Source organism: Ruegeria sp. L12 (genome assembly GCF_056531745.1).
Map to the genome: position 1 here is coordinate 35,511 of NZ_JBQFMH010000006.1, position 17,283 is coordinate 52,793.

Annotated in this window: 15 protein-coding genes; 6 read left to right on the forward strand and 9 right to left on the reverse strand. The window is 57.2% G+C overall.

Annotation, left to right across the window (positions count from 1 at the left end; translation table 11 throughout):
- The first annotated feature begins 1 nt into the window (after nt 1).
- The 3 genes from ACR0K9_RS11200 (at nt 2) to ACR0K9_RS11210 (ending at nt 2,523) form a co-directional block, all read left to right on the forward strand.
- Nucleotides 2-751, forward strand: a complete 750-nt coding sequence (locus ACR0K9_RS11200) for an SDR family NAD(P)-dependent oxidoreductase (RefSeq protein WP_480823193.1) — start codon at nt 2-4, stop codon at nt 749-751.
- Nucleotides 751-1,689 carry a 3-hydroxyacyl-CoA dehydrogenase NAD-binding domain-containing protein gene (locus ACR0K9_RS11205; protein WP_480823195.1) on the forward strand — a complete coding sequence of 313 codons (939 nt, stop codon included), beginning with the start codon at nt 751-753 and terminating at the stop codon, nt 1,687-1,689. The genes ACR0K9_RS11200 and ACR0K9_RS11205 overlap by 1 nt, the downstream gene beginning before the upstream one ends.
- A 183-nt stretch (nt 1,690-1,872) precedes the next feature.
- Nucleotides 1,873-2,523 (forward strand): 2,5-dihydroxypyridine 5,6-dioxygenase NicX family protein, encoded by a 651-nt coding sequence (locus ACR0K9_RS11210; protein WP_480823197.1) that lies wholly within the window; start codon nt 1,873-1,875, stop codon nt 2,521-2,523.
- 470 nt (nt 2,524-2,993) lie between these two features.
- On the opposite strand, the gene ACR0K9_RS11215 is transcribed toward ACR0K9_RS11210, so the two are convergent.
- Nucleotides 2,994-4,016: a glycoside hydrolase family 3 N-terminal domain-containing protein gene (locus tag ACR0K9_RS11215; protein WP_480823199.1), complete on the reverse strand. Its 1,023-nt coding sequence runs from the start codon at nt 4,014-4,016 to the stop codon at nt 2,994-2,996.
- A 321-nt stretch (nt 4,017-4,337) separates the two neighbouring features.
- Here ACR0K9_RS11215 and ACR0K9_RS11220 point away from each other — a divergent pair, with 321 nt between their 5' ends.
- On the forward strand, nt 4,338-4,946 hold the full coding sequence (locus tag ACR0K9_RS11220; protein WP_480530677.1) for a GntR family transcriptional regulator: 609 nt from the start codon (nt 4,338-4,340) through the stop codon (nt 4,944-4,946).
- A gap of 3 nt (nt 4,947-4,949) precedes the next feature.
- On the opposite strand, the gene ACR0K9_RS11225 is transcribed toward ACR0K9_RS11220, so the two are convergent.
- The 8 genes from ACR0K9_RS11225 to ACR0K9_RS11260 form a co-directional block, all read right to left on the reverse strand.
- Nucleotides 4,950-5,708 carry a methyltransferase domain-containing protein gene (locus ACR0K9_RS11225; protein ID WP_480823201.1) on the reverse strand — a complete coding sequence of 253 codons (759 nt, stop codon included), beginning with the start codon at nt 5,706-5,708 and terminating at the stop codon, nt 4,950-4,952.
- Nucleotides 5,705-6,325, reverse strand: a complete 621-nt coding sequence (locus ACR0K9_RS11230; protein ID WP_480823203.1) for a pimeloyl-ACP methyl esterase BioG family protein — start codon at nt 6,323-6,325, stop codon at nt 5,705-5,707. Before ACR0K9_RS11230 ends, ACR0K9_RS11225 begins: the two co-directional genes overlap by 4 nt.
- Nucleotides 6,325-7,608: an adenosylmethionine--8-amino-7-oxononanoate transaminase gene (gene bioA / locus ACR0K9_RS11235; RefSeq protein WP_480823205.1), complete on the reverse strand. Its 1,284-nt coding sequence runs from the start codon at nt 7,606-7,608 to the stop codon at nt 6,325-6,327. The genes ACR0K9_RS11230 and bioA overlap by 1 nt, the downstream gene beginning before the upstream one ends.
- Nucleotides 7,605-8,225, reverse strand: coding sequence for a dethiobiotin synthase (gene bioD / locus ACR0K9_RS11240; RefSeq protein ID WP_480823207.1), 621 nt, complete (start codon nt 8,223-8,225; stop codon nt 7,605-7,607). Before bioD ends, bioA begins: the two co-directional genes overlap by 4 nt.
- Nucleotides 8,222-9,355 carry an 8-amino-7-oxononanoate synthase gene (locus ACR0K9_RS11245; protein ID WP_480823209.1) on the reverse strand — a complete coding sequence of 378 codons (1,134 nt, stop codon included), beginning with the start codon at nt 9,353-9,355 and terminating at the stop codon, nt 8,222-8,224. Before ACR0K9_RS11245 ends, bioD begins: the two co-directional genes overlap by 4 nt.
- On the reverse strand, nt 9,352-10,332 hold the full coding sequence (gene bioB, locus ACR0K9_RS11250) for a biotin synthase BioB (RefSeq protein WP_480823211.1): 981 nt from the start codon (nt 10,330-10,332) through the stop codon (nt 9,352-9,354). Before bioB ends, ACR0K9_RS11245 begins: the two co-directional genes overlap by 4 nt.
- Before the next feature lie 158 nt (nt 10,333-10,490).
- Nucleotides 10,491-11,543 carry a hypothetical protein gene (locus tag ACR0K9_RS11255; RefSeq protein ID WP_480823213.1) on the reverse strand — a complete coding sequence of 351 codons (1,053 nt, stop codon included), beginning with the start codon at nt 11,541-11,543 and terminating at the stop codon, nt 10,491-10,493.
- A gap of 61 nt (nt 11,544-11,604) precedes the next feature.
- Nucleotides 11,605-11,991: a Nif11 family protein gene (locus tag ACR0K9_RS11260; RefSeq protein WP_480823215.1), complete on the reverse strand. Its 387-nt coding sequence runs from the start codon at nt 11,989-11,991 to the stop codon at nt 11,605-11,607.
- Between the two features lie 408 nt (nt 11,992-12,399).
- On the opposite strand from ACR0K9_RS11260, the gene ACR0K9_RS11265 reads away from it, so the two are divergent.
- Nucleotides 12,400-13,818, forward strand: a complete 1,419-nt coding sequence (locus ACR0K9_RS11265; protein WP_480823217.1) for an FAD-binding oxidoreductase — start codon at nt 12,400-12,402, stop codon at nt 13,816-13,818.
- Between the two features lie 108 nt (nt 13,819-13,926).
- Nucleotides 13,927-17,265 carry an ATP-binding protein gene (locus ACR0K9_RS11270; RefSeq protein WP_480823219.1) on the forward strand — a complete coding sequence of 1,113 codons (3,339 nt, stop codon included), beginning with the start codon at nt 13,927-13,929 and terminating at the stop codon, nt 17,263-17,265.
- Nucleotides 17,266-17,283 lie beyond the last annotated feature (18 nt).

Here is a 17,283-nt window from a genome sequence, read left to right on the forward strand (position 1 = left end):
CGTGGACAGAAAAACAGCCATTGTCACCGGCGGCAGCCGGGGGATCGGCCGCGCCATCGTCGATCAGCTTGCGTCTGAGGGCTATGCGGTTGCAACCTGTGGCCGGGGCTTGCGTCCCGACGATCTGGACGATCAAATCCTCTGGATTACCGCAAATGTTGCCGAAGCGCATGATGTGGATTGCGTCCTTGCCGAGACGAACGCCGCGTTTGGCCCGGTAAGTCTTGTGGTCAACAATGCGGGTGTTCAGGTGGAGAAGACCATCGCCGACAGTAATGACGACGATTGGGATCTGGTCATGAATGTCAACTGCCGGGGCGTGTTCAACATGTGCCGGGCCGTGCTGCCTCAGATGACCGAAACCGGAGGTAACATCATCAATATCGGCTCGATCTCGGGCATGGTCTCGGACCCGTCGATGGCGCTTTATAATGCGTCCAAGGCCTGGGTGCATGGGCTGACGCGCTCCATTGCGGTGGATCACGGCCCCAAGGTGCGCTGCAATGCGATCCGCCCCGGCTGGATCATGACGGAAATGGCCGAAGACGGGTTTGCGCTGGCAAATGATCCCGAGCGCGCCATGGCCGATGCACTGGCCCGCCACCCCGTTGGCCGGTTTGGCGAGCCGCAGGATATCGCCAACATGGTGTCCTGGCTGGCCTCGGACAAAGCGGCCTATGTCAGCGGCGAATGTTTCACCGTGGATGGCGGCATGACCGCCGCATCCCCCCTCAATCCGGGATTGTTCTGATGACTGAATTTGCACATACCGCCTGTCTGGGCAGCGGCGTGATCGGGGCCAGCTGGACGGCGCTGTTTCTCGCCTCTGGCCGGTCGGTGGCCGTATTCGATCCTGCCCCGACTGCGGAAAAAGCAGTGCGGGACTACGTGGAATTGGCCTGGCCGACCCTGTCCGAGCTTGGCCTGACAGAAAACGGCACGCCGGACGCGATCAGTTTCCACAGCAGTGCGGCCGAGGCCGTGGACGGTGCTGATTTCGTGCAGGAAAACGTGCCCGAACGGGTGGCGATAAAACATGCCACCTTTGCCGAGATTGCACCGGTGCTGAAGCCGGATGCGATCGTTGCAAGCTCGGCCTCGGGTCTGACGCTGGGGCAGATGCAGCGCGGCTGGAAAAATCCCAATCGCTTTGTGCTGGGCCACCCGTTCAACCCGCCGCACCTGATCCCGCTGGTCGAGGTGATGGGCAATGACAAGACCGACGCCGGCGCCGTTGAAGGCGCCGAGCGGTTCTATGAGGCGGTCGGCAAGGTCACGATCCGGGTCAACAAGGAAAAACCCGGCCACGTGGCCAACCGCCTGCAAGCCGCAATCTGGCGCGAAGCGATCAGTCTTGTGGTGGAAGGCGTCGCATCGGTCGAGGACGTGGACAAAGCGGTCTGGGCTGGTCCCGGTCTGCGGTGGGCCGCCATGGGCCCCACCATGTTGTTCAACCTTGGTGCGGGTGAGGGTGGCCTTCAAGCATTCTGCGATCACTTCACTGATACGTTCAATGGCTGGTGGGATGATCTTGGGCAAATTCATCTGGATGAAGAAGTCGCGCAACAGATGATTCAGGGGGTTGGTGAGGCCGCGCAGGGCCAGACCCCGGCAGAATTGTCCGCCAAGCGCGATGCGCTGATTCTGGCGATGCAAAAGGCAACAGCGGGGTTACGCGAAGCTGGCTGAGGTCAAACGCCGCCGGGCTGAAGGTCGAGAACTGCATCCGTGTCGATGACCTGTGCCAGATATCCATGGGGTTGGTGATTGCGCGAGGAAAACGGAAGCCCTTCAGCCGCGGCAATGAGGTCGGTCTGCTCTTGGCCCCGCGCTATCCGAGAGGGACATCGCGATCAGTTTGGCATTGCTTGCATGAAGCGCATGATCGACGGCATCGTGGCTAAGATCGAAGCCGCCAAAGTAGTGCGTTTCAAATGCGCCAGTGGCACCGATCTGACCTATGAAACCGACCCGCGCCACGTGATCGACAATGACTGTGGCGATTTTTCGACCAAGACCTTCGGTACGGCGCCGGGTTATGTGAACATCGTGCCGAAAACCGGCACCATGAATGGCCGCATCGTGTTCGACATGGTCGAACACACTGACTTGTCGCAGGGCGGACATGCTGAACTGGTGATGAAGGATGGTGAGATCGTCGACTATCTGGGCGATAAGGTTGATCCTCTACGCGATTTTGTCGAAGGCTTTGACGAGGAAAACATGCGCAAGATCAGCCACATGCTGATCGGCCTGTGCCCCGGCGCGCAGAAGCTCAGCTGGGTGATTGTCGAGGACGAGCGTATCTGGGGCGGGGTCGATTTCGGCTTTGGCCACACTTCGGTTCTGGACATGCCGCCAGATGGTCAGCCCGCAAGCTCGCATTTCGACGGCATCTCGACCAAGGTCAGCATTTGGCTGGATGATGAACTGATCGTGGAAAACGGGGTCTTTGTGCATCCCGACATCAACGAAGACGCTGCACAACTGCTGACCGGATATCAGAAAGCCGTCAGCGGCTGAACTTATCGACTCTTCACGGTGCCGGCTATGCTGGCATCGTCTAGTCCGCGAACCAAAATTGAAGAACCGCCATACGAAGTTACCTATTAACAACCATTTCATAGGCTCTTCTTGCAGACCAAGGTCATGCCGATGATGTGTCGCAACTTTTTCGAGCCAGAAAAAGCCCGTGCATAGACGCACCTATCCTGCGAGGTCGGCAATAAGTCGAGATCCGGAAGTCATCGTGCCGACGAATTGCTTCTTGCGGATCATAGTGGTGACTTCAATACCGTTCAAAATCGCTGACGCAGATCCGAGTGATTTTAAGCCGCAAATGAGTCTTTCGCGCAGGTTGTTAGATCTGTTATCCACGGCTCGACAAGGCATTGCCCTGAAAGTGAGATAGCATGCGCTATGGGGTATCGTCCGTCTCTACTATGCGCGTGCGAAATCCGTTTGCTGGTTTTTGGCAAATCCCCGGCGTCGGTTCAGAGGCCTGTGTCATATTCCACGGCCAGGGCCCGGACTTTGGCCGCAGACTGGGCCAGCGCTTCGCGTGAGATAACTCCCCGGTTCGCCGCATCCACCAGCGTGGTCGTGACGGTTTGCAATTGATCCCCGACATCGGCAAGCAGCAGGAAATCACAGCCCGCATTGACGGCATCGATCGCCACCTGTGGGACGCTGTCGTCGCGCATGGTCGCCTTGCTGTCCAGATCATCGGCCATGATGATGCCGTTATATCCAAACCTGGTTTTCAGCATGTCGACAACCGGCCTTGAACGCAGCGCGGCAACCTTGGGGTCAAAGGCCGAGGTGATCGCAGGTCCTACCATGATCATCCCGACATCGGCGGCGATGACATCGCGGAACGGTCCGAAGCCGGCCTCGAAACTGTCCGCTGGTTCACGGTTGATCGCGTCTTCCTCAATGGCCGGGTCCAGTTCGATATTGTGGAATCCGGGGAAGTGCTTGGCGGTGGCCGCTACGCCGCCGCGCTGAACACCGCGAACATAGGCGGCGGATACCCGACCAACCACCTTGGGATCCGTCGAAAAGGTCCGACCTGCCAGCCATGGATTGGTGCCGGTCAGCAGGTCCAGAACCGGGGCGAGAAAGCAATTGACGCCCATGGAAACAGCAGCCTGCGCCACTTGATAGGCGATTTCCTCGATCTCTTCATCGGGTGTCTGCGGGATATCAGCAACAGCCGGAAACTGTCGAACCAGATCGTGCAGGCGGCATGTGCCACCGATTTCCTGATCGACGCAGACAAGCAGAGAGCCCGCGCGCGATTTTGCCTCGGACGTTACCCGCAAAAAGGTGTCCGGAGTTTCCGTCGCGCACCGTTCATCGCTGACACGTCGCGCGACATATTCCTCGCGTGTTTCACCCAGCAGGATTGACACACCGCCCTGATCCAGAAATTTCCGGGTCGCATCACTCAGTTCAGTTGATGCAAAGGCCGGCAGCAAAATCGTATTGGCGTCTTCGACGATTGTGAAGCTCATCTCTAACTCCGGTTTTATCCCAGGCTGACCGCTAAATCAGCCTAGTTGCTTTGTCCAACGAAATGGTGGTGTCTCAATCCACTAGAGATGGTGACGGGCTGTCGTGAATCGCGCGTGGGCTGGACATAAATCAATGAGCATGTCGGCAAAGATGTCTTTTTCGTAAGATCGCTTCCAACGGCTGCAAATCTACCGTGGGACGTTGAGGCCAGCATGAGTACTCTACCTTCATATCCGGTTAAAGTTAACCTGTTGTTCTACAAGACATGTAAATGTATGCGTTTCCTGCGACCTGCCGGTCGCAAAGTTGAGGTGAGACAGGTGGCGCAACAACAGATCAAGAAGTCGCATGATTTAGCGGAAAAACTGTCCTCTCGAATTGTCCGGGGCGACTTTCGGCCCGGTGAAAAACTGCGCCAGGACTTGATTGCCCGCACGTTCGGAGTAAGCCAGGTGACTGTGCGCGAGGCATTGCTCAACCTTGCGGCAAAGGGGTTGGCAATCAGTCTGCCGCGCCGCGGCATGTGCGTGGCCCCAATGGATTATGATATGGTCGAAGAGCTGCGCACTATGCGATGCGCGCTCGAACCGGTCGCTCTGAACAAATCGGTTCCCAATTTGACGCCAATGCAGATCACTGAGGTAGAAAGGCTTCACGAAAGGTGTAACGCTGCCGATACATCTCATGAGTGGGAGGAAGCCAACAGGTGCTTTCACATGGCGATCATATCGGGTTGCAGGATGCCACGGCTGATTGCTGAAATTGGTAACCTGCAGTTGCTGTACTCGTGGCATTTCAACATGCATCGCACTGCCAAATGGCGGCGGCGTGACGATCCGGATCACGCGGCTATTTTGGTGGCGATCAAGGAGCGGGACGCGGACCGCTCGCGGGCAATCTTGCAGCGTCATCTGACGCGTTTGTCTTGAGGATCAGGCGCTCTTTCGGGCGATGATCCAGATTGCGTGATAGGTTAACGGCAGACCAAACTGATCCCCAAAATGCCGTGAATAATCGTTCGTGAATTGCACCAGGCGAGATTTGGTCCAGCTTCTCTGCGCGCGTCCATTCACACCCGTTCGGCGCAGATGCTCCAGAACGTCACGGGCGGATGAAAACCGGGCTTGTCGCACGGTTTCACCTTTTGTCATTATTTCCAGCTCATGCTCCACGGCAGAGGCCAGTTCGTGTGCCGAGCACAGTCCCGGCGCCTTGGCAGACGACCCAAGCTGCACCAGTTCGCGGTACTGGCGGGGGCCAAAGCCGGACACTGCCAGCCATCCGTTCGGAGCAAGTGCCATTGCCGCCTTGCGCAGGAAACTGGCAGGATCGGGCAGCCATTGGATCATCGATGAGGACGCAATCAGCCCGGGCTGGTTCGGCCACTTAATGCTCTCGGCATCCCCGCATAGAAACGTGGCCTCTGCAGCTTCCGCTGTGTGTCGGGCTTCAGGTGACAGGTCATTGAGCGTTAGCGACCCGAAGTTGAATTCAGCGCACAACCGCTGCGTCAGATGGCCAGTGCCGCATCCCAGCTCCAACGCGGAAGTAAAGTGCCGAGGTGCACCGCTGTCGCACAGATCCTGAACCAGTTGTCCGGCGATTTGCGCCTGCTGGCTGGCTGCGTCGTGATAGCTTGCGAAGCTGCGGCTGAAACTGCGCTGAACGCGCGCGATGCATTGAGGTGTCATTGCATCCACTCCGCCCAAGTCTGACCCGGGTTGAACGGGATATGCAGGCCCGGCGCGTAACGAACCGCCTCAGATTGCGCTGCCCATGCCAGCTCTTGCGCCTGGGTCGGAATGACCCGGTCGCGCTTTGGTATCCAGATACGATCAAACCGGGTATCCGGTGCTGGCCCGCGCTCGATTATCGCGTGCAGTTCGGCTCGGGCGGCTGGAATATCAATCGCAGGTGTGGGCGCTTTCAGACCCGCGCGCCGACAGAACTTGGCAAAGCTTTCCCCGGTCAGATTGTCTGCGGTGGCCCGGATCAGATCCGGCGCGATCCCTTTATCTGCATCCGCTGGCAGCAAAGTGCCGCTTATGGCAATGCTTCGCGCGGGCACAGATCCGGTCGTCGCCATCCAATGCACAGCAGAGGCCACACCGAAGGAAAAGGCGACCAGATCGACCCGGTCATATTGCGCCAATTCAGGAAGGGGATCATCCAGCCGGGTGTAGTCTTCGACCAACAGGACGGCACCATCACCCGAAAGCCCGGCAAAAGCCGCTGCTCCCACCGCCCAGCCACCGAAGACAAGGGTGAGTGACGCGGAGTCTGCGTGAGATAGCCACTGACGCCTCATCACATGTCCCCGGCCAGCGAAACCATTGCTGCCGTTACGCGGCTGAGCTCATCTGGTGAGATGATATAGGGCGGCATACAATAGATGTTGTGGGCGAAGGGGCGCAGCCAAACACCGGTTTCCAGCGCTTGTCGATGCGCAATCGCAGGGTCGACGCGATGTTTCATTTCAATCACGCCAATTGCCCCCAAGACCCGGACATCCGCAACGCCGGGAAGTTTTCGTGCCGGTGCCAGCTCCTGTTCCATCTGGCGGGCAATTCCATTGACCTCGGCGCGCCAGTCGCGCTGCACAAGCTGTTCGAGGCTCGCGATGGCAGCAGCACAGGCCAGTGGATTGGCCATGTAGGTCGGCCCGTGCATCATGACGCCAGCTTCGCTGTTGCCAATGCCAGACGCCACGGGTTCCGAGGCAACGGTAGCAGCCAGCGAGATATGACCACCCGTCAGCGCTTTGCCTATGCAGATGATGTCCGGCACGACACCAGCGTGGTGCATTGCGAACAGCTCCCCGGTCCGTCCAAAGCCGGTGGCAATCTCATCAAGGATCAGCAAAACCCCATGTGCATCACACAGCGCGCGCGCGCCGGACAGCCAGGCGGGGTGATAGAAATACATACCTCCCGCCCCTTGAACCACGGGTTCAAGGATCAGGGCCGCAATCCGATCGCCCTTGGCTTCCAACAATGTTTCGAGCGCGCCAAGCCCGTTCAGGCCGGGGTCATCCGTCCACTCTTGATCAAACGCAATCGATGGGCGTGGCAGGAAATGCTGTATCGACAGTGCCCGGCCGAAAAACCCGTGCATACCGGTTACGGGATCGCACACGCTCATCGCTTTCCATGTGTCACCGTGATAGCCGCCGCGAACGGTGGCGAACTCGGTCCTGTCTGAACGACCCATGGCCATCTGGTATTGCACGGCCATTTTCAGCGCCACCTCGACCGAAACCGAGCCACTGTCGCAATAGAATATCCGGTCAAGCCCGTCAGGCAGTACATTGACAAGCCTGCGACCCAGTTCAATCGCAGGGTCATGTGTCAGCCCGCCGAACATAACGTGGGGCATTTGCGAAAGCTGGGTCTGCATGGCGCCGATGATGGCTGAATGACGATGACCATGGGAGGCACACCACCAAGATGACATGGCATCGATCATCCTGACCCCGTCGTCGCGGGTCAGCCACACCCCTTCGGACTGGGTGATCAGATGCATCGGTCCCGGATCCAGCACATTGGTATACGGGTGCCACAGATGTCGTGCATCAAATTCCAGAGGCGTCACAGAAACCTCCGGATCGTATCGATGTCGATTGCTGTGAACGCTTCGGACAGGGTCGCCTGAGACAGGTTATCGAGATGAGGCACCCGGCCCAGATGCTGAACCTGACCCATTTCTTCGATTGTTTGCTCCACACCCGGTTCCGCTTCGCCAATGAAGGCAACACCGATGACCTGACACCCGGCATTCCGAAGGGCCTGCAACGACAGGAGTGTATGATTGATCGTCCCGAGTGCGGTGCGCGCCACCAGAATGACGGGCGCGTTCCATTGAACGAAGAGGTCAAGAAACAGGCGCTTGCGATTCAGCGGCACCATAACCCCGCCAGCCCCTTCAACAATCAGCGGGCCATCAATGTCAGGCAGCGCCAGTTGATCCAGCCGGATTTCAACACCTGCATGTTCGGCCGACAAATGCGGTGAGGCCGGTTTCTCAAGCCGATAAACCTCGGGCAGAGCGTCTGCGCCGGACAAGGACCTGACGATTTCCGTATCCGAAACATCCTCGAGCCCGGATTGCACAGGCTTCCAATAACGGGCCCCAAGCGCCCGGGTCAAACCTGCGGAAAAGACGGTCTTGCCAACACCGGTATCTGTGCCCGTCACGACCAAAGCGCTCATGCTGCGATCCTTTGATATTGCGCGATTGCATCAAACAAAGCGTTGATATTCGCATGGCTGACATTTCCCGTGATCGAGATGCGCAGCCGCGACGTACCGTGCGGAACCGTCGGGGGACGGATGCCCCGCACATCGAAACCCTGTTCCTGCAACGTGTTTGCCATGGCCATGGCCCGGACCTCATCGCCCAGCAGCACTGGTATGATCTGACTGTTGAGCACAGATTTCGGCAACCCGATGCGCTGCGCGGCGTCATACGCGTGACGGATACGAGCTTCGGCGGAGGCGACCAGATTGCCGTCTTTTTGCAGAACCTGCAGCGCAGCATGCACCAGAGCGGCGGTAAACGGAGAAGGGGCGGTCGCGAATATAAAGGGACGTGCGCGATTGACCAAAGTGTCGATCATCACCTTCGGTCCACATATCAAGCCGCCGGACACGCCAAGCCCCTTGCCGCAGGTGTGCAGCGTCAGCACCTCTGCCTGCAGATCATGGGCCAATCCGCGCCCTTGCGATCCGAATACACCGGTCGCGTGGGCTTCATCCACCACGAGCACTGCGTCAAATTCAATGGCCAGTGCCGACAGGTCCGGCAATGGTGCCAGATCACCTTCCATCGAATAGACGCTTTCGACCGCGATCCAGATTTGCCCTGCTCCGCCCGCGGCCCGCCAGTCCGCAACGATCTCGCGGGCATGGTTCACATCGTTGTGGGCAAATTTACGGGTCTCGGCCCGACCGGCGCGCATCCCGTCATGTGCGCTGGCGTGGATCAATTCGTCATGCAGGACAAGATCTTCGGCAGCAGGCAGCGTCGAGAATATCGCCTGATTGGCCTGAAACCCGCCGCCCATGAACAATGCCGCCTCAGCACCAAAGAATTCGGCGGCCTCTTGTTCCAGCGCTTCATGTTCCGCGTGGTTCCCGCGCAAAAGGCGTGACCCGCCTGATCCCAGCGGTACTCCATTGTCCAGAGCGACACGCCCGGCCTGTTGCAGAGCCTGCGAACCAGCCAAACCCAGATAGTCGTTCGAGGCAAAGTCGAACCCTGCAGGTTGCAAAAGGGCACGCCGCCGGTGGCGCTTGTCCAGCGCCTCAAGCACCGAGGCCAGGCGGTCCAGCCCTTTCATTCAGCGACTTCGCAGCGGGCCTGATCCTCGGCAACTTCAGCCTGAAGGCCCAGTTTGGCGAACAGTGCCGCGTCGACATCCTCACCCGGGTTCTCTGACGTGAGAAGGGTCTCACCGACAAAGATCGAGTTTGCCCCGGCGAGAAAACACATCGCCTGAACGGCATCACTCATGTCACTTCGTCCGGCAGATAGCCGTACATAGGAACGCGGCATCATGATCCGGGCCGTGGCGATCACCCGGACAAACTCGACCGGATCGATCGGCTGTGCATCCGCCAAAGGTGTATTTTCCTGCGGTATCAGCATGTTGATCGGAACGGATTCGGGTGCGGGGTCCATGTTGGCCAGAGTAACCAGCATATCGATCCGATCCTGTACCGCTTCGCCCATTCCAAGAATGCCGCCAGAACACACCTTGATCCCCGCTTCCTGAACGCGGTCCAGGGTATCGATCCTATCGGCGAAATTGCGGGTGGTGATGACCTCGGAATAGTACCGCTCGGACGTGTCGATGTTGTGATTGTAATAGTCCAGCCCGGCATCGCGCAGTCGGAAAATCTGATTATCGTCCAGCATACCAAGGGTCATGCAGGTTTCCATGCCAAGATCGCGGACACCTTCGACCATCGCCACCAGCGCATCCATGTCCCGATCTTTCGGTTCCCGCCATGCAGCTCCCATGCAGAAACGGGTCGCGCCGCCATCTCGGGCTTTGCGCGCCTCGTGCAGAACGCGCTGAACTTCGATCAGCTTCGATGCAGACAGTTTCGCGCCATTTCGCGCCGATTGCGAGCAATAGGCGCAATCCTCGGCGCAGCCGCCGGTTTTGATGGATAGCAGCTTTGACGTCTGGATCTTGTTGGGATCAAAGTTCTCCCGATGCGTCACCTGAGCGCGAAACAGCAGGTCCATTAATGGCAGATCATGCAGGGATTGCGCGGCCTCTGAGGTCCAAGGTCTGATGGTAGGTGTCATTTTATCGATAAATTGCCCGTGATTCCTGTCGGGGCTAAGTTATTATCGATAGCGGAGGAAAGCACAAACCGTTTCGTCAGAATAAGCATGGTGCTCAGCATGAAGATTGAGAGGCGCCACTCTCTTCCATCGACGCCTCTATTTCTAAAGCCCGGGGTCTAGGCGTCGCAGGATTCCGCGCCTTCACCCGAATGCACGACGTGTTCGAAAGCCAGATATATTTTTGCGTCCGTCAGCGCTCCTTCTTCGAAGACGAGCTTAACGTGATTGATGCGACGCAATAGCACGCTGATACCGCTGTTTTTTCTGAGCATTGCTTCAATCACCAGGTGAAGTGGCCAGTTTTCACCATTTTCGAGAACGCTAAGCTTGCCGGGCCAATTGCACAACGATTGATAGGCGTTGTCAGTGCAGAGATTTCTTGCGGAAAGTATGTCAAAAATAGCTTGCGAAGCGGACTCGTTTTCGGGTCGGCATTCGAGGCCGATCCTCGATCCGACGGCATCATCGATATCGACTGCAAGGACTGTGCTACCACCCAAATTGTATGCCTGCTCGAACAGAGCACGGCACTCGGGTCGCAGGGTTCCATATTGAGCAACCCAATCCCAAGCGCTATCCGAACTCAGCCCGACCACATTGAGCCTCAGGGCGCTCTGCGGCCTTGATAGCATCACACCGACATAGTTGGGCTTGGCCTGAGGTGGAAGAGTCTGAAGCCAATGGTCTAAGGGTTCGGCTGAGCCGGGCTTCAATCGCTCAAGCGCGCGCGCTGCTCCGGTACTTTCTGCCGTGCTGGGTTGTACTGGCGAAGCTTTGAGATGAAGGAAAACGGATGGCAGCGGCAACACGTCGGTCTCGCCGTCCAGGTCAAACTCAAGCCACGCCGATTTTGTGTTGGACTCAGAGAGATTTTCTTCGGACCACCAATCGACGAAGCTGCAGAAACGATCCCATCGTTCGGACCCGTCGGACGTGAAGTATCTTGGAAGCAGATCTTTGTCGACGTCCGAGTCGGTGATGCCGATTGAAAGGTCGACTTGTGCTGCTTCGGCCAATCGACATTCAAGAAGCACACGCGGAAAAGGCGGCAGATGTTTCGAGAGACGCAGCAGGTTGGATCTGGCATGCGGGGTGGAAAGACTGTCGGAAAGATGGGGAAGCTGTAATGACAGCGCCTCTGAAAGATCGAACCTTTCGGGCAAAGTCATATCGTTTCCACGCACCGCCATGCGTCGCTACTGCCGATAAGGGGCAATTGGCAACTTGCTCTCACGCCGTGCCTTTGGCCGGAGCATCAGCGTAATGAGTTGATGCTTCATCTGCATATTGAGCCGCAGACGAAGCCGCGTAATGCGGGCTGCTGTCGGGGCCAGCGGCGTATGCTGGATGTTTGGAATACGAGGCTTCTGGTTCGGCGGAATATGCGGCCTGAGCGGGATCGCCGAGGTCAATATCATCCTTGGGCAGCCCTTTTTGATTAAGCAGATCGGCATATGCCTTGACGATTTCAGGGCCGGTAAAATCAAGACCACACGTCTTTCCGAGGTCCGAAACCTTTGCCGCCGCGCCGCCGCGGATTGCCTTTGCTAATTCTTCACGAAGCTGATGATCCGTGTTCAGCCGCTCAATAAACTGTTTCGCATCTGTTGCCGACATTGGCCTGTTACCCCTGGAAAATACTTGTCAGATTATGCGGGGAACATACCGCGAAAAGAGGATTTTTGCAACAAATGTGCTGAGTTCACCGATTCAGACACCGGGCAGTGCAAGCCTGCAAGGATTGTTGGTTGATGGGTGCAGAAGTGTCATAGTGGCATCAACAGCGCATTGGGAAGCTCAGTAAGCGACCTAATTCCAGCGCGACATGATGAGAGGAGGGTGGCCAGTGCGAGCGCAATCTTTTGGTCTCAGGGTCAACGTGTTCGACGCGCAGAATCCCCGCATCAAAGCCTTTGCACTCAGATTGGTGGGTCTGGGGTTGGGCGCCTTGAGTGTTCCCGTGTGGCCTGATGCGCGCGCAGATTCAGTTTCTGGTCGCCGGATGTATGGCATTGGTAGCGTATGATGGTCGGACCTAATCGAAGCCGAGCTTCATCCTGCATCCTCACCTCGGCCGACGATATCGCGCCATATACAACCGATTATGGAAAAATCCGGACCTGCATTCCGGCTGCGGTCGCGATTCCCACAAGCATTGACGAGTTTCGGGTCTGTCTGGAATACGCATCTGCCCGCAACCTGAAGCTTGTTACGCGCGGCGGCGCGTATTCATTTCTTGGACAATCTCTGGCGGCGGATCACATGGTCGTGGACTTGGGGCGTCTGCACGACGGGCGGCGGCCACGTTTTATAGACGACAATTGCGTCGAAGTCGCCTCTGGCATGAAGCTTTGGGGTGTACAGGATTACCTGACCAGCATAGGGCACCGGCTGCCTGTTCTGACATCTGCGGGAAACGCCACAATCGGTGGAACGCTGTCGATTGGCGGGCTGAGCGGCCGAAGTTATCGGCGGGGATTTCTTGTAAGCCACGTCCGCGATTTCACCCTACTGGGAACGGATGGCAAAACCTGGCGATGCAGCCCGGTCGAGAATGCGCTGCTCTACAAAACCGCGCTCGCTTGTCAGGGGATGCTTGGGTTTGTTCTGGATGCTACAATAGCCGTTGAGCCCCTGTTGCCTCGCCGTGTGAAGATGATCGTCGGGGGCATTCCGGCGCGGCATTCATACAGCATCGCGCGGCGCCTGCGTGACTATCGTGAAGTCGTATGTCTGGAAGGGTATTTCGACTGGTCTGCCGCCGAGCCCATGATGCAGGTACATTCCACGATAGAAGCGAAAACCGCCAGCGACGTGGAGTATGCTCGGCAGCGCTGGCAAGAGATCATGGCCGAACAGAATGTGTCGGGCTACCAGATTGAAACCCTGGATATTGAGAGCCCTATTGGATTTTCGGCCTCGATCGGGGGTTGGGACAAGACTCAGATGCTTGAAGCTGACCGTACCGCAAACACCAGACACATGCTGCTGCCTCTGGGTTTCGTGCTGCAAGAGGCCGATGCAGCCCCGGCGCTCGCAGAGCTTGGAGAATATGCCAGGTCAAGCCGACCCGTGTACATCAGTAATTCCTATTTCTCGATGCTGGCGTCGATGTCGAGCCAGAACCAGATATGGGCAAAACTGGATGATGACGCGCCCTGGGTCATGGGCATTGATATGTTGCTTCGCTGTCCGCGTGAAGAAACTGATAGTATGCTAAAGCAGGCGGAAGACGTTTGGGCGATCCTGCGCAGATACAATGTGCGCACTTACCCCTATGGAAGCATGCCAAAGGAAGGTCTGCTCCATACGTTGACAAAAGCGGATGTCGACAAGATGCGGGAAGCGGCCCGCATGACTGATCCGGACAATCTGCTGCTGCATCGGAATCTGGTTCCCGAAATCAACGGCGGCGCCTGCAACCGACCCCCACGAAACTCGTAGGACCAAAAGTTGCGACAAACCTCTTTCTGAACTATTCTCAATGATGCGGCTTGGATAGAGCGAAACACATACGCTCAAAGAGAATTCGATCCGAACGCGGAGGGGATAATGCCTGAAGTTGAAGCGTGGTTGGGACGGCTCGGCTTAGAGGAGTATGCCGCTGTCTTCCGCGAACAAGGCGTCGACATCAAATTATTGCCCGAGCTGACCAATGACGACCTCAAAGAGCTCGGGATTCAGCGGCTTGGTGATCGAAAGATCATTCTAAAAGCTATCGCGAATTTGAATGCCGGTATTGGCGGCGTTAACGATATGGTTGTCCGCAACGCATCAGCCGCTGAACGGCGGCAGTTAACTGTCATGTTCTGCGATTTGGTTGGGTCTGTTGCATTGTCAACCCGGCTGGACCCTGAGGACCTTCGCGAGGTTATTCGCGCTTACCAGAAAAGTTGCCGCGAAGCCGTTCGGAAATATGACGGCTTCATTGCAAATTACATGGGTGACGGCGTCCTGATCTACTTTGGATACCCGATTGCGCATGAGTACGGTGCAGAACGCGCAGTGCGCGCGGGTTTGGAAGTAGTTCGTTCAGTCCGAGAGTTGAATGCCAGTGTGCGTCGCCGCTTCGATATCGATCTGTCTGTGCGTATTGGTCTGGCAACCGGGCCGGTTGTCGTCGGAGACATCATCGGAGAAGGCGTGGCCGAGCAAACCGCGGTCGTTGGCGAGACACCGAATTTGGCGGCACGGTTGCAAGCGGTAGCGGAGCCCAACCAGGTCATAGTGGCATCAGAAACGCGTGATCTGCTGGGCGAACTGTTTGTCTACGAGCAGCTCGGTGAGCGTACACTCAAAGGAATTGAAGAACCGGTCGCGATTTGGCGCGTTATACGCGAACGCAGCGTTGCCAGCCGCTTCGGCGCGATGCAAACGCGACGGCGTGCGCCCTTGGTCGGGCGCCAGGAAGAGCTCGATGTCCTGCTTTCTTGTTGGGATAACACACGGAAGGGCTGTGGGCAGATCGTGCTGTTGGACGGAGAGGCCGGGATTGGTAAGTCACGCCTTTGCGAAGCGTTCGAAGATCGTTTGATGTCCGAAGGGCATCAGCCAATTCGTATGCAATGTTCACCGTTTCGCACTAACACAGCTCTTTATCCGCTGGTCGACCTGATCCGGCATTCGATTGATGCGGATGGCGAATACCGCTCTGCATTGGATTTTGCCAGCCTGGCTCATCTGTGTTCCCGGTTTGCGGATAGCGAGGGCCAGTTTGCGCGACTAATGGCGCCGATGTTGTCTGTTCCGATTGATGAGAGAGACAGCCAGCCTCAGTTGAGCCTTGCGCAACGCAAGAGGCAAATGATGGATGCGGCGCTCAATGTCCTGCAATCTCGGTCCGCCATGCGGCCAATGGCCGTCATTTTTGAGGATGCGCACTGGATTGATCCGACGTCGCTGGAGATGCTCAACGCGATTGCGAGCTGGCTCAAAGACGTGAGGATCCTGATTGCGATTACGCATCGACCGGGCTTCAAGGCGGTATGGCAGGACAGTCGCGCTGTGACCAGCATCAAAGTGGGGCGGTTGAACCAGACGCAGATCAGGGAATTGGTCTACGGTCTGATTGACGATAACGCGCTGCCGCAGCAGCAGGTCAACTATGTGCTGAACAAGACCGACGGTGTTCCGCTTTTCGTCGAAGAGCTTACCCAGATGTTGCTGTCAGCTTCTCAAGATTCTGACGGCTCTCAGAACGGTCGGTCGACGCGGAATGTACCCGATATCCCCACAACAATTCATGACCTGTTGCTGGAGCGTCTGGACCAGCTGGGCGATGTCAGGAACCTTGCTCAGCGGGCCGCATGTTTTGGCCGGACCTTCTCGCGCAGGCATCTGTCGATTTTGACCGAGATGCCGGATGAGGTGCTCACACCGAAGCTGGACGAACTTACGTTATCCGGGCTGATCGAAGAGCTTGATGAGACCAAAGGCACATTCAAGTTCAAGCACGCTTTGGTGCAGCAGGCGGCGTATTCCTCTTTGTTGCGCAACCAGCGTATAGAGATTCACGCCAAAATTGGACTGGCTCTCGAAGAGGAGCTTGCTGCCGAGGCCCCGGAGATTTTGGCACATCACTTCACCGAAGCGCACGCGTTTGCCAAGGCCAGTGACTATTGGCGGGCTGCGGGTGGCCGGGCGATGGGGGTTTCGGCATTTGTCGAAGCCAGCGCATATTTTTCAAACGCTCTGGAACAGTTGAGGCGAATGCCTGTTTCCCCTGAACAGGATGAAAGCGAGCTTCTGCTATTGCTGGAACTGGCGGACCCCTTGATTGCAAGTCGCGGATATGCCGCCAAAGAGGTTTCAGATACCTTCAACCGAGCGCGCGAAATCTGTCAAACGCTCGAGAATGTCGAGCTGTTGTTTCCGGTGCTCTGGGGCCTTGTTTCCTATTACATCGTCAAGATTGAGCTTGATGAAGCGAAGGCGCTGGCCAACCAGTTCGTGGAGCTTTCGAATTCGAGCGAGATGGAAGAACTGACCCTGACGGGTAACTACCTCGTTGGAACTACCAACTTGTGGAGCGGAGACCTCGCCGATGCCCTGGAACCGGTCAGACGCTTTGTTGAGCAAAGCGACATGGAAACCGGTTTGGCCTATCAGATTGCGCCGTCAGAAAACCCGATGGTCGACGCACTTTCGGCGCTGTCCTGGATTCTGTGGTTGATGGGGGATTCTGATCAGGCCGAGGCTTACAGTGAGCAATGTATCGAACTTGCGCGATCACTCGACAATTACCATGATCTGGCATTTGCTTTGGGTTTCGCGTCCTGGTTCAGACTGTTCCGTCGCGAATATGGCAAAGCTGGTGAGCTGGCCTCTGAGCTTATCGCGTTGGCCAGCGAGCACGAACTGACATTCTGGCTTGCCGCGGCAAGGATTGTGCACGGAGACTGGCTCAACCGGCAAGGTCGCTTCGAAGAAGCCATAGTCGAGATTGAGGATGCTCTCGAGATTTGGCAGGCTGCGGGTGCCCGTCTTCAAAAGCCGTCTTACTTGTTGGTTCAAGCCGAAGCTTATGTGGCCGGGGGCCAGATTGAAAAAGCGATCGCGATCGTTGATGAAGCGCTCGAGGCTGTCGCCAACGGTGAGAGACATGCAGAAGCAAACGTGCGTCGCTTTAAAGGCGAACTGCTGGAAATGAATGGCCAAACGGACGAGGCCGAGGCCTGGTACCTTGAGGCTTTCGAGGTTGCGCGCAGCCAAAAAGCCAGGACGCTGGAGTTGCGTGCCACGGTCAATCTGGCTCGGCTCTGGCAACGTCAGGGCAAAGGTCGGATTGCCCATGGGCGGCTTGAAGAAGTATTCAGGCAATTCGATGAAGGCTTTGAAACCCCCGACCTCAAAGAGGCCGCCAGGCTTTTGGACGAATTGGCGGCAGGATAAGAGACCAGCCATACATCT

Bases quoted from the DNA above. Each gene is read 5' to 3' on its own strand.
- ACR0K9_RS11270 (WP_480823219.1), top strand. From the start codon at position 13,927: ATGCCTGAAGTTGAAGCGTGGTTGGGACGGCTCGGCTTAGAGGAGTAT.
- ACR0K9_RS11225 (WP_480823201.1), bottom strand. From the start codon at position 5,708: ATGACACCTCAATGCATCGCGCGCGTTCAGCGCAGTTTCAGCCGCAGC.
- ACR0K9_RS11205 (WP_480823195.1), top strand. From the start codon at position 751: ATGACTGAATTTGCACATACCGCCTGTCTGGGCAGCGGCGTGATCGGG.
- ACR0K9_RS11215 (WP_480823199.1), bottom strand. From the start codon at position 4,016: ATGAGCTTCACAATCGTCGAAGACGCCAATACGATTTTGCTGCCGGCC.
- ACR0K9_RS11260 (WP_480823215.1), bottom strand. From the start codon at position 11,991: ATGTCGGCAACAGATGCGAAACAGTTTATTGAGCGGCTGAACACGGAT.
- ACR0K9_RS11265 (WP_480823217.1), top strand. From the start codon at position 12,400: ATGGTCGGACCTAATCGAAGCCGAGCTTCATCCTGCATCCTCACCTCG.
- ACR0K9_RS11255 (WP_480823213.1), bottom strand. From the start codon at position 11,543: ATGACTTTGCCCGAAAGGTTCGATCTTTCAGAGGCGCTGTCATTACAG.
- bioD (WP_480823207.1), bottom strand. From the start codon at position 8,225: ATGAGCGCTTTGGTCGTGACGGGCACAGATACCGGTGTTGGCAAGACC.
- ACR0K9_RS11210 (WP_480823197.1), top strand. From the start codon at position 1,873: ATGAAGCGCATGATCGACGGCATCGTGGCTAAGATCGAAGCCGCCAAA.
- ACR0K9_RS11230 (WP_480823203.1), bottom strand. From the start codon at position 6,325: ATGAGGCGTCAGTGGCTATCTCACGCAGACTCCGCGTCACTCACCCTT.
- bioB (WP_480823211.1), bottom strand. From the start codon at position 10,332: ATGACACCTACCATCAGACCTTGGACCTCAGAGGCCGCGCAATCCCTG.
- ACR0K9_RS11245 (WP_480823209.1), bottom strand. From the start codon at position 9,355: ATGAAAGGGCTGGACCGCCTGGCCTCGGTGCTTGAGGCGCTGGACAAG.